Origin of the sequence: Bacillus xiapuensis (assembly GCF_002797355.1) — a bacterium.
Lineage (GTDB): Bacteria > Bacillota > Bacilli > Bacillales > Domibacillaceae > Bacillus_CE > Bacillus_CE xiapuensis.
In genome coordinates, this window is record NZ_KZ454939.1 from 653828 (window position 1) to 665857 (window position 12030).

At 39.4% G+C, this 12030-nt stretch carries 6 protein-coding genes, 14 tRNA genes and 2 pseudogenes (1 of these 22 running past the window's edge); all 22 read left to right on the forward strand.

Annotated features, from left to right (window positions below):
- Window positions 1-63 (forward strand) — tRNA-Ser (locus CEF20_RS03220); it begins 29 nt to the left of the window's first position.
- 31 nt (window positions 64-94) lie between these two features.
- Window positions 95-166 (forward strand) — tRNA-Glu (locus CEF20_RS03225).
- Between the two features lie 7 nt (window positions 167-173).
- Window positions 174-249: transfer RNA gene (locus tag CEF20_RS03230), tRNA-Val, on the forward strand.
- 116 nt (window positions 250-365) lie between these two features.
- Window positions 366-439 (forward strand) — tRNA-Met (locus CEF20_RS03235).
- 5 nt (window positions 440-444) lie between these two features.
- Window positions 445-521 (forward strand) — tRNA-Asp (locus tag CEF20_RS03240).
- A gap of 16 nt (window positions 522-537) precedes the next feature.
- A tRNA-Phe gene (locus tag CEF20_RS03245) sits at window positions 538-610 on the forward strand.
- A gap of 8 nt (window positions 611-618) precedes the next feature.
- Window positions 619-694: transfer RNA gene (locus tag CEF20_RS03250), tRNA-Thr, on the forward strand.
- An 11-nt stretch (window positions 695-705) separates the two neighbouring features.
- Window positions 706-789, forward strand: a tRNA-Tyr gene (locus CEF20_RS03255).
- Between the two features lie 8 nt (window positions 790-797).
- A tRNA-Trp gene (locus CEF20_RS03260) sits at window positions 798-871 on the forward strand.
- Window positions 872-899: 28 nt separating this feature from the next.
- Window positions 900-975, forward strand: a tRNA-His gene (locus tag CEF20_RS03265).
- 17 nt (window positions 976-992) lie between these two features.
- A tRNA-Gln gene (locus CEF20_RS03270) sits at window positions 993-1064 on the forward strand.
- 3 nt (window positions 1065-1067) lie between these two features.
- Window positions 1068-1142 (forward strand) — tRNA-Gly (locus tag CEF20_RS03275).
- A gap of 9 nt (window positions 1143-1151) precedes the next feature.
- Window positions 1152-1225 (forward strand) — tRNA-Cys (locus CEF20_RS03280).
- Between the two features lie 6 nt (window positions 1226-1231).
- A tRNA-Leu gene (locus CEF20_RS03285) sits at window positions 1232-1313 on the forward strand.
- A 512-nt stretch (window positions 1314-1825) separates the two neighbouring features.
- Complete coding sequence (locus tag CEF20_RS03290) at window positions 1826-3085, forward strand: extracellular solute-binding protein (RefSeq protein WP_100330450.1); 1260 nt, start codon at window positions 1826-1828, stop codon at window positions 3083-3085.
- 95 nt (window positions 3086-3180) lie between these two features.
- Complete coding sequence (locus CEF20_RS03295; RefSeq protein ID WP_100330451.1) at window positions 3181-4479, forward strand: sugar ABC transporter permease; 1299 nt, start codon at window positions 3181-3183, stop codon at window positions 4477-4479.
- Window position 4480: 1 nt separating this feature from the next.
- Window positions 4481-5323 carry a sugar ABC transporter permease gene (locus CEF20_RS03300; protein ID WP_100330452.1) on the forward strand — a complete coding sequence of 281 codons (843 nt, stop codon included), beginning with the start codon at window positions 4481-4483 and terminating at the stop codon, window positions 5321-5323.
- 710 nt (window positions 5324-6033) lie between these two features.
- Window positions 6034-6225 (forward strand): hypothetical protein, encoded by a 192-nt coding sequence (locus CEF20_RS03305; RefSeq protein WP_100330453.1) that lies wholly within the window; start codon window positions 6034-6036, stop codon window positions 6223-6225.
- A 204-nt stretch (window positions 6226-6429) separates the two neighbouring features.
- Window positions 6430-8193, forward strand: a complete 1764-nt coding sequence (locus tag CEF20_RS03310; RefSeq protein ID WP_100331985.1) for a glycoside hydrolase family 13 protein — start codon at window positions 6430-6432, stop codon at window positions 8191-8193.
- A gap of 90 nt (window positions 8194-8283) precedes the next feature.
- Window positions 8284-9957, forward strand: a pseudogene (locus tag CEF20_RS03315) (glycoside hydrolase family 13 protein).
- A gap of 118 nt (window positions 9958-10075) precedes the next feature.
- Window positions 10076-10510, forward strand: a pseudogene (locus CEF20_RS17470) (ROK family protein).
- Window positions 10511-10968: 458 nt separating this feature from the next.
- Window positions 10969-11967 carry a LacI family DNA-binding transcriptional regulator gene (locus tag CEF20_RS03325; RefSeq protein WP_100330455.1) on the forward strand — a complete coding sequence of 333 codons (999 nt, stop codon included), beginning with the start codon at window positions 10969-10971 and terminating at the stop codon, window positions 11965-11967.
- Window positions 11968-12030 lie beyond the last annotated feature (63 nt).

The window sequence follows — 12030 nt, forward strand, 5'->3', positions numbered from 1 at the left end:
CGATTGGAAATCGTGTAGGCGGTCAACGCTGCCTCAAGGGTTCGAATCCCTTGCTCTCCGCCATTCACAGTTAACACCAACTCGTTTTCATAGCGGCCCGTTGGTCAAGTGGTTAAGACACCGCCCTTTCACGGCGGTAACACGGGTTCGAATCCCGTACGGGTCATCATTTTGGAGGATTAGCTCAGCTGGGAGAGCATCTGCCTTACAAGCAGAGGGTCGGCGGTTCGATCCCGTCATCCTCCACCAGATGAATTTCAGCCATTGCAAAATGAAATTCATGCCGATGTTGATTGCTTTGGGATCAGATAAATAATATCAAGATGATCAGACATTCGGAGAAAAGCAGCATTTACTTATATCGTCGCGGGGTGGAGCAGTCTGGTAGCTCGTCGGGCTCATAACCCGAAGGTCGCAGGTTCAAATCCTGCCCCCGCAATCATTGGTCCGGTAGTTCAGTTGGTTAGAATGCCTGCCTGTCACGCAGGAGGTCGCGGGTTCGAGTCCCGTCCGGACCGCCACTGTACATAGTTGTTTGGCTCAGTAGCTCAGTCGGTAGAGCAATGGACTGAAAATCCATGTGTCGGCGGTTCGATTCCGTCCTGAGCCATATTGCATGCCGGTGTAGCTCAACTGGTAGAGCAACTGACTTGTAATCAGTAGGTTGGGGGTTCAAGTCCTCTTGCCGGCACCACTTATCTATACGGAGGGGTAGCGAAGCGGCCAAACGCGGCGGACTGTAAATCCGCTCCTTCGGGTTCGGCAGTTCGAATCTGCCCCCCTCCACCAGTTTTGATAGGGGCATAGTTTAACGGTAGAACAGAGGTCTCCAAAACCTCCAGTGTGGGTTCGATTCCTACTGCCCCTGCCATTAATCGATTGCAATTATATAAATTATGGCGGTCGTGGCGAAGTGGTTAACGCATCGGATTGTGGCTCCGACACTCGGGGGTTCGATTCCCCTCGATCGCCCCATATAAAGTAAACTTTATTGGGCTATAGCCAAGCGGTAAGGCAACGGACTTTGACTCCGTCATGCGCTGGTTCGAATCCAGCTAGCCCAGTATGCGGAAGTAGTTCAGTGGTAGAACACCACCTTGCCAAGGTGGGGGTCGCGGGTTCGAATCCCGTCTTCCGCTCCAATCAATCAAGGCGGCATAGCCAAGTGGTAAGGCAGAGGTCTGCAAAACCTTTACCACCGGTTCGAATCCGGTTGCCGCCTCCATAACATGCCGGTGTGGCGGAATTGGCAGACGCGCACGACTCAAAATCGTGTTCCTTCGGGAGTGTCGGTTCGACCCCGACCACCGGTATCTACTTTATACACATAAACTACAAAGTATTATTTTCGTAAGAGATAAGACAGGTTATTACCTGTCTTTTTTTGTTCTATTTTAAATATTTGGGCTAGTTATATAATCAACTGACATGGCTCTCCAGCCAGGAAGCCAGATCTTACAAGTAATCTAGCTGTGCTGGTCTTGCTATTCCATGTAGAATGGCGCAGAGTCCCCCAGTTTATTTAATCATCGGTTAACTGGAATTTCATTAAGTGTTGCGTTTAATAGTGCAATTTAAGAGAATTCTACTTTTCCAGATAAAAACAAAAAAATGTTGCCAAAAAAGTGCGAATAGTTTTATAATTAGAGCACAAGTTGTTTGCGCAAACGATTGCAATTATATTTTAACACGTAAACATTTTAGTTATTGCGATTGAAGAAGCCGTAACTTCATGTACTTAAATTTTAGTTCTGTTAAAAACGTAAGCGCTTTCGTTTGTGGTAAAATTTTTTCTACTACATTTACTGGAAGGGGTTTTTCATTTATGAACAAGAAGAGAGCGTTATCTTTTTTGACCGTTCCTATTTTAGCGATGGGAGTATTAACAGGATGTGGACCCAAGGATGATGGAGGCAGCAAAACAGCTTCCGATACAGCAAAAGATGAAAAAACACTTTTAGTTTGGGAAGACAAGGACAAAGTTAACGGTATTAAAGATGCTGTTGCAAATTTTGAAAAAGAGAACGGAGTAAAAGTGGAAATTAAAGAGATCATCATGACGGATCAAGTAAAGCAACTTCGTCTGGATGGTCCTGCAGGTACGGGACCTGATGTTATCACACTTCCGCATGACCAAATTGGTGGCGCTGTTACAGAGGGATTACTTGCGGAAGTGAAAGTGGATAAGTCTGTGGAAGAAAGGTTCACGGAACCCTCTGTTGCTGCACAGAAGTATAACGGGAAATTATATGGTTTGCCGAAATCAACAGAAACGGCTGTATTCATCTACAATAAAAAATTAATGCCTCAGCCTCCAAAAACAATGGAAGAAGTGTATAGATTCTCTAAAGATTTTACTAAAGACGGCATGTATGGATTCTTGGCATTATGGGATAACTTCTACTTTGCATACGGCATACAAGGTGCAATGGGTGGTTTTGTATTTGAAGAAAAAGATGGGAAATTAGATCCGACTAAATTAGGATTAAACAACGAAGGTGCTGTACAAGGTGCTGATTATATTGCGAAATGGTACAAGGAAGGAATGTTCCCAAAAGGTATTATCGGTGAGAATGGTGGAGCAGCTATGGATGGTTTATTCAATGAAGGGAAAGCAGCAGCTGTTATGAACGGTCCATGGGCGCTCGCAGGTTATAAAGATGCTGGTATTGATTATGGTGTAGCCGCAATGCCGACGCTTCCGAATGGAGAGCACGCAAAAACCTTCATGGGTGTAAAAGGATATCATGTATCTGGTTACTCTAAAAAACAAGAACTAGCTACAAAATTTATCGACTTCATTACAAATGAAGAAAATTCCAAGGTTCGTTACGAACAAACACAAGAGGTCCCGCCTGTTAAGTCTTTAATTGATACATTTACTGATGAAAGTGCGAAAGCACTTGCGGAGCAATCTCAATACGCAGTTCCAATGCCGAATATTCCGGAAATGGGAGAGGTATGGCTGCCGGCTGGAAGTGCATTACAGCTAATCGTGACTGGTAAGTCTGATTCTAAGAAGGCTTTAGACGAAGCAGTTAAACAAATTCAAACAAACATTAAAACAAATCACGCCAAGGAATAATAGAATACCTGCCTAGTTTGTATCCCTTTTATCTGTAAAGGGGTACAAACACCCATCAATAAGGGGAATGGCATCAGAAGGGGGAATCTGGAATTATGAACAAAAGTGTACATTCTACAGCCGCCCATAGCACAAAGCATGCAAGAACAGCGACCCTTTTATCAATTATTCCGGGACTTGGACAGTTGTATAACCGCCAAGTTTTAAAAGGAATGATTCTGTTTGTTTTAACAGCATCTTTTTTTATTGTATTTAAAGATTTGTTGAACATTGGCCTATGGGGAATTGTTACACTCGGTGAGGAATTACCGCGTGATCACTCTGTCCTTTTACTCGTAAAAGGAATATTAGCGATTATTGTTGTCCTTTTTGGATTGGGAATTTATGCGTTCAATTTAAGGGACGCTTATGTGAATGGAAGAAAACGTGACTCAGGATTGTCGTTAAGTACAGTAAGGGAGCAGTATCATAACTTGCTGGATAATGGTTTTCCTTACTTGATGGTGACACCGGGTTTTATTTTACTCATATTTGTCGTGATTTTTCCTATTCTTTTTGTCATTTTGTTAGGTTTCACCAATTATGACTTGTATCACTCTCCACCTGCTAAACTGGTAGACTGGATAGGATTCAAAAACTTCGTGGAAATTTTCACGCTGCCACTGTGGCGCGATACGTTCTTTAGTGTATTGGGATGGACGATTGCTTGGACATTTATAGCAACGACATTACAAATCGTCCTAGGGATATTCCTTGCCATTGTAGTTAATCAGGCGGATCTGAAAGGAAAAGCACTCATTCGAACCATCTTCATTTTGCCTTGGGCAATTCCTGCATTCGTTTCTATTTTAGTGTTTGCCGGAATGTTCAATGAATCTTTTGGTGCAATTAATAATCAAGTGCTGGATTTGTTTGGCATTGATCCTAAACCATGGATGACCGATCCATTTTGGACCAGAACAGCCGTTATTTTTCTGCAAACATGGCTTGGCTTTCCATTTATTTTTACGATGGTTACCGGTGTATTACAATCTATTCCAGCGGATTTGTACGAAGCTGCTACGATCGATGGGGCGTCGATTTTTCAGAAATTCTCCAATATTACATTGCCGCTCGTTCTATATGCAATCGCTCCAATTCTTATTACTCAATATACGTTTAATTTTAATAATTTCAATATTATCTACCTATTTAATGGTGGAGGACCAGCTGTACCAGGTCAAAATGCCGGCGGAACGGACATTTTAATTTCATGGATATATAATTTGACAATGACATCTTCGCAGTACGGTAAAGCAGCGGCAATCACGTTGCTTCTGTCCATCATCGTGATTACTGTTGCGTTGTATCAATTTAAGAGAACAAAATCATTCCAGGAGGAGGATATGATGTAATATGAATTTAAAAACAGAAAGAAACATACGACTTACATTATCCTATTTGGTTATTTTGATTATGGCTGTTATTATTTTATACCCTGTAATCTGGATTATTGGTTCCTCCTTTAATCCTGGGGATAGTTTATCCGGTTCAAGTATCATTCCCAAAAATGCAACGCTCAAGCATTATGCAAAGCTGTTTGATACATCGGAGAGTAACTATTTGCTATGGTATGCGAATACATTAAAAATTTGTTTAGCTACTATGTTCTTCTCGGTTCTTGCTATTTGTTTCACAGCATATGCGTTTTCACGCTATGACTTTGTCGGACGCAAGAAAGGATTAGTTGCATTTTTAGTATTGCAAATGATTCCTAACTTCGCTGCATTAATTGCGCTTTTTATTTTGGCACAGTTGACCGGATTGATTGATACGCATTTATCGTTGATTTTGGTTTATATAGGCGGTGCTATTCCGATGAATACATGGCTTATGAAAGGATATCTAGATACAATTCCGAAAGAACTAGATGAGTCTGCGCGCATTGACGGAGCTGGTCATTTCCGTATCTTTTTACAAATTATCATGCCGCTTGCCAAGCCGATGATTGCAGTGGTAGCATTGTTCAATTTCATCGGACCGTTTACAGACTTCATCCTTGCAAAGATCTTAATTCGTAGTGAAGAAAAATATACATTGGCAGTGGGTTTGTACAACTTAATTGCAAAACAATTCGGTAATGAGTTTACTACATTTGCAGCCGGGTCTGTCCTAATTGCAGTACCAATTGCTATACTTTTCTTGTCATTACAAAAGTATTTTGTTTCTGGCTTAACAGCTGGGGGTACAAAGGGATAATATTGGTGAAATAAAAGAAGAAACAGGGATACAAAAAGCTTTGGTTAGGATGGATGACCCTGTTTCTTTTTTGTGAAATGGAGTTCAGGCGTCCTATAAAGAGAAGAGATATATTAATTTCAGATAACAACTTATTCCTTTTACCGGAGAAGGGAGACGAATGGATGGAATTATTCTCTTATACTCAAGGGTTAATGACCAAATTATTCGAGCAGGAATTTCCTTTTGCGCATGGCAATCGGCTCTAATTTTATAACATAATGACAAAATCACTTAAGTTTGATTTATTGAAGTAATTTTATTACAACAGATTGGTGCAAACGTTTGTCCTTTTTAGTTCCTATCTATTCTTAATTTTGAAGGTACTGCAACTGCAAAAGGCTATTCTTTCAATTATCATGCAGGTTTAGCCATTAGATGGTATAGAAAAAAGGGGAACAGATTAAGTATTAAATCTTTTGTGAGAATAAATCAAACTTGTTCTTTTCCTATTATTGAATGTTGCATAGTCCATTTATTAAGTAAAGAAAAACCCTTGTTCTGAAGTGTTGAGTGATAACGATGGTATATTACTTTCACTCAACATGATAAAGCCCTTTTACGTAAACGTTTACTATTTATTTTATATCATTTAGGATTCCCCATAGCAAATGGATTAAATTAGAAATGAACTGTAAGTAGAAGCGGTCGTTTCCAGGAAAGGAGAAACATTGTTAGAACATTTGAGGGAGGAATTTGCTCGATTTTCTTTTCCAAGGGAGGTTCAAGGTATAGAGAGTGTAACTGCTATACTGTTCAATAATGCAGGCATCATAGGAGAAGCTTTGCTGGAAAAAGATAGACAGGTGAAAGGATGTATCAGGGCTGCACTACAATTAACAGGGGGTTATGAAATCAAATGAAGAAGTTCTTGAAGAACTCAAAAGGGAGTTGCTTCGGATCCGTATTGAATTATTTTCTAGAAGAAATAATTTATCATGGACCGACTTTCTCAAAGGGAAAATGATAGATACATTACGTTCACTCAATATTTATAATGCCGCTTGAATGTAAGTGTTCACTTTGTAAAAACTGAATTTTTTGATAAGAAGGGAGGAATGATTTTGATTACTCAAGAAGCAGTATATCATCGCCCGAAAAACAACTTTGCATACGCCTATGATAAGAAAACATTGCATATTCGTTTGCGGACGAAAAAAAATGATGTAGAGAACGTAACTCTCATTCATGGTGATCCATATGTATGGGAAGAAGGTGCTTGGCAATACAAAACAAGCACTATGCATAAAATAGCAGCTACAGAGTTATTTGATTATTGGTTTGTTGCCATTCAACCAGATTTTCGCCGATTGCGCTATGGTTTTATACTAAAAGACGCTGAGGAAACAGTAGTATATACTGAAAAAGGATTCTTTGATGAAATTGTTACTAAGGATAATGCTCCTTATTTTTGTTTCCCATATTTAAATGCAGAAGATGTGTTCACTTCGCCTGCCTGGGTGCGTGATACAGTGTGGTATCAAATTTTCCCGGAGCGGTTTGGTAACGGTGATTCTTCCCTTAATCCTAAAGGGGCATTGCCATGGGGCAGCGAAGATCCGACACCTGCAAGTTTTTTTGGCGGCGACTTTGAGGGTGTCATTCAACATATTAATTATCTTGTGCAATTGGGCATCACAGGCATCTATTTCACACCAATTTTCAAAGCAACAACAAACCATAAGTACGATACAGTGGATTATATGGAGATTGATCCTCAATTCGGCGACAAGGAAACATTCAAACGTCTTGTGCAGGTTTGTCATGATAATGGAATAAAGGTGATGCTGGACGCCGTATTCAATCATTGCGGTTATGACTTTGCACCATTTCAGGATGTATTAGAAAAAGGTGAAGCGTCTAAATATAAAGACTGGTTTTATATTTGGGACTTCCCAATACAAACGGAACCTGCACCTAACTACGATACATTTGCATTTACTCCTATGATGCCTAAACTGAATACATCTCACCCAGAAGTTCGCGAATATTTATTAGAGGTAGGTCGTTACTGGGTAAAAGAGTTTGATATTGATGGCTGGCGTTTGGATGTAGCAAATGAAGTGAGTCACGATTTCTGGCGTGCATTTCGCAAAGAAGTGAAGGCTATTAAGCCGGACGCATATATTCTTGGTGAAGTTTGGCACGATTCCATGCCGTGGCTGCAAGGCGATCAATTTGATGCGGTAATGAACTACCCTTATTCAAACGCAGCCATTCAATTCTTTGCCCAGGAAACGATTAAAGCTGAAGAGTTTGCAAACAAAACAATGGAAGTAATTCTGATGTATCCGGAAAACGCCGCTGAAGTAGCCTTCAATTTATTAGGAAGCCATGATACACCACGTATTTTAACGGTATGTAAGGAAAATAAGGAAAAAGTTAAACAACTGTTTACATTCCTGCTTTCGTCTCCTGGCACACCTTGTATTTATTATGGAGATGAAATGAGCATGTCAGGGGGCATGGACCCCGGCTGCCGTAAGTGTATGGTTTGGGATGAAAAAGAGCAAGACAAAGATATGATTCATTTTGTTACTCAATTAATTCGTTTACGAAAGGAAAATCTGGCATTTGGGAACCGCGGTACATTTCGAATGGTTACGGCGAGCAATGAATCAAATCATGTGATGTATTCAAAAACATTTGGAGAGAAAATCGTGCTATTCGCATTCAACAACTCTGATAAAGAACTGACAGTAGATGTACCGTGTGACTTAAAAGGCAAAAAGGCGACTGACTTACTGACTGGTGAAGAGTTCACATCCGAAGAAGAACATAGGGCTTTAACTGTTGCGATGCATGGGGTTGTGGTATTGGAATTCACATGATGAAAGAGAACTCTATCAGGGGGCATCCGCTATAACATAAACGCTTTTATTTTTATAAAACTAATTTTTTGATAAGAAGGGAAAATCAATATGGAGAAAAAATGGTGGAAAGAAAGTGTTGTCTATCAAATTTATCCGCGAAGTTTTATGGACAGCAATGGGGATGGGATTGGGGATTTACAAGGAATTATTTCAAAGCTTGATTATTTAAAAGAATTAGGAGTGGATGTTATTTGGCTCTCACCCGTTTATAAGTCTCCTAACGATGACAATGGCTACGATATTAGTGACTATCAAGCTATTATGGATGAGTTCGGTACGATGGAGGATTGGGATGAGCTATTAGAAGGATTACATGCACGTGGAATGAAACTGATGATGGATCTCGTTGTTAATCATTCTTCAGATGAGCATCATTGGTTTGTTGAATCCCGTCAATCTATAGATAATCCCTATCGCGATTACTATATTTGGCGTCCAGGAATGGATGGACAAGAACCAAATAATTGGACGTCCGTTTTTGGCGGCTCAGCATGGCAGTATGATGAAGAAACCAATGAATACTACCTTCATCTTTTTAGTAAAAAGCAACCAGACTTAAATTAGGAAAATCCTACATTAAGAAAAGAAATTTATAACATGATGACATGGTGGCTTGATAAAGGAATTGATGGCTTCCGTATGGACGTGATTAACCTAATTTCAAAGGTGGATGGACTACCTAGTACTCCAGGAGGGAAAAAATACGACTGGGGCGGTGATTTCTTTATGAACGGTCCGCGGGTTCATGAGTATTTACAGGAAATGAACCGCGAAGTGCTAGCCAAGTACGATATTATGACGGTTGGTGAATGCCCTGGAGCATCTGTGGAAGATGCAACTAGATATGCAAATAATGAAGATACAGAGCTGAATATGATATTTACCTTTGAACATATGGATATAGATTCGGGTCCGGGTGGAAAGTGGGATGTAAAGCCTTTTAAGCTTGTTGATTTAAAAGAGGTTATGACTAAGTGGCAGACAGGTTTGAATGGGAAAGGATGGAATAGCCTTTATTTAAATAATCATGATCAGCCAAGAATGGTGTCTCGTTTTGGAAATGACATGACTTACCGTGTAGAATCTGCCAAAATGCTTGGAACGTTTCTTCATATGCTGCAAGGAACGCCTTATATTTATCAAGGTGAAGAAATCGGTATGACTAATGTTAAGTTTGACATTAATGATTATAAGGACATTGAAATCATTAATATCTATCGTGAAAAAGTGATAGAAGGCGGAGAAGATCACGGAAAAGTAATGGAGTCCATCTACATCAAAGGACGTGATAATGCTAGAACTCCGATGCAGTGGAATGAAAGTGAAAATGCAGGTTTTACAACTGGTACTCCGTGGCTAAAATTGAATCCCAATTATAAAGAGATAAATGCTGAAAAGGCATTGGAAGATAGGGATTCTATTTTCTATTTTTACCAAAGTCTTATTCAATTGCGTAAAGAATATGACATTATTGTATACGGGGATTATCAACTCATTTTAGAGGATGACGAACAAATTTATGCATTTACGCGTTCATTAGGGAATGAAATACTGCTTGTTATGACAAACTTCTCTAGTGAAACACCAAGATTCCAGTTGCCTATTGATATACAGTTTAATACGAAACAACTTTTAATTAGCAACTACGAAGCAGACGGAAATGAAGAGATTTCTACTGTGATCTTAAGGCCCTATGAGGCAAGAGTATATCTCTTGAAATGAAAAGTGTAAAATCCTCGATTCCAAATGGAAAATTTACTTATTACCATTAATTAAGAACCAAATGATCGAAGAACTTAGTGGTCAACAAAAAATTAGTAGATAAGCAAAAAGTAAGTGAATGGGGATCGGGATTGGAGCAACGGGTCCTGTTAATGTAGAAGATGGTTCCATTGAGGTAGCTATTAATCTATGCCGGGGAAACTCTCCTTTATTGGATATTTTCGAGCGAGAAACATCCTTACCTGTTGTTGCGGATAATGATGCAAATATCGCGTAAATTAGTGGGATCTAGAAAAGTTAAGGGAACAGTACAAAAAACTTAATCTGTGTCACATTAGGAACAGGTGTTGGTAGCGGGATTATGGTCAACGGTGAGGTCGTGCATAGCACAAATGGTGCAGGTGGTGAGATTGGTCATATTGCATCTGTCGTTAAAGATGGCTTACTTTGTAATTGCGGGAAGGCAGGATGCCTAGAAACAATCGCATCAGCAACAGGTATGAATCGATTAGCATTAGAGAAATTAGTTTCTACTAATAGGAATAGTAAATGAAGAGATTTCTATCATACACACCAAACAGTAACATTTGATACAGCAAGTGAGGGGGGATGAAGTAGCGCAGCAAGTCATTCATCAAGTTACGTTTCATTTAGGATTGGCTTTGGAAAATTTAGCAAATGGATTGAATCCTGAAAAATTGTAATTGGCGGGGGTGTTTCGAAAGCGGGTTATGGATGACTGATACCTTTGCAAGAATAATTTACTCAATTCTCGTTTCCAAGAGTATCCCAGGGTGTGGAGTTAGTTATCACAATTCTAGGAAATGATGCAGGTGCAGTTGGCGGTGCCTGGTTGGCAAAAAAATTACTTGCGTTCAGAGGAGAGTAAAAACATCCTGCTCAGGATTCACGGAATATATGTAGGCCAAGTAAATAGTTGAGCAGATTTTAGATCCATGCTATATTTATTTGTGTAAACGTTTTCGTTAATCCGAAGGAAGATGGAATGCTATGTATACGATTAAAGATGTTGCAAAACGAGCAAACGTTTCTATTGCAACTGTCTCTAGAGTACTTAATAATCAACCTGGCTATTCTGAGAAAACCAAGGCTAAGGTGCTGCAAGCAATAGAAGAATTAGGATATCGTCCGAATGCTGTTGCACGCGGTTTAGTAAACAAGCGAACACATACAATCGGCATTTTATTTCCAGTCCTATCAAGTTTGTTTTATAGTAAGCTGCTGAGCGGTGTTGAACGATTTGCAAATGAAAAGGATTTTAGTGTGATCGCTTGTCATACTCAAGAATCAGGTTCTAAAACAATGAGATATTTGCAGCTGCTTAATGAAAAAAGAGTTGACGGTGTTATTTTTACAAGTGAATTATTAAAAGAGGAATATTATGAGTATATGAAAAAAATGAATATTCCCATCGTGTTGCTTGCAACAGAATCAAAGGAATTTCCACTTCCTTATGTAAAGATTAGTGATTATGATGCCGCCTATTCAGCTGTGCAATATTTAATAAAAAAAGGACATACAAAAATAGGTATGATTAGCGGTCATCCTTGGGATCTTATTGCTGGTACACCAAGAATTGAAGGTTTTAAACAAGCGCTTAAAGATCACAATTTACGAGTGAATGAAGATCATATCTACGGCACTGGGTTTAGGTATCATGAAGGCAAAGAATCTTTTCGTCATCTGATGAAACGCTCTCTTGATATTACTGCTTTGTTTTGTGCAAGTGATGAACTAGCGATTGGTGCAATGTCAGAAGCTGCTGAGATGGGTATAAGAATTCCTAAGGATTTATCAATTATCGGCTTTGATAATTTACCATTAGCTGAAATGTGTATTCCTCCATTAACAACAGTGGCACAGCCATTAGAAGAAATGGGAGAGACGGCTGCAAAGTTAATTTTTAATATGTTGGAAGGACAAGGTGAGGTACAAAGTAAAATTATGCCTCATCGAATTATTGAAAGAGGAACTGTAAAATTTATTTAAGAAGTACCTACGGCAACAGCCGTATCTTTTTTCTTTGTTTTAGTAAACGTTTTCGTTAAAAGG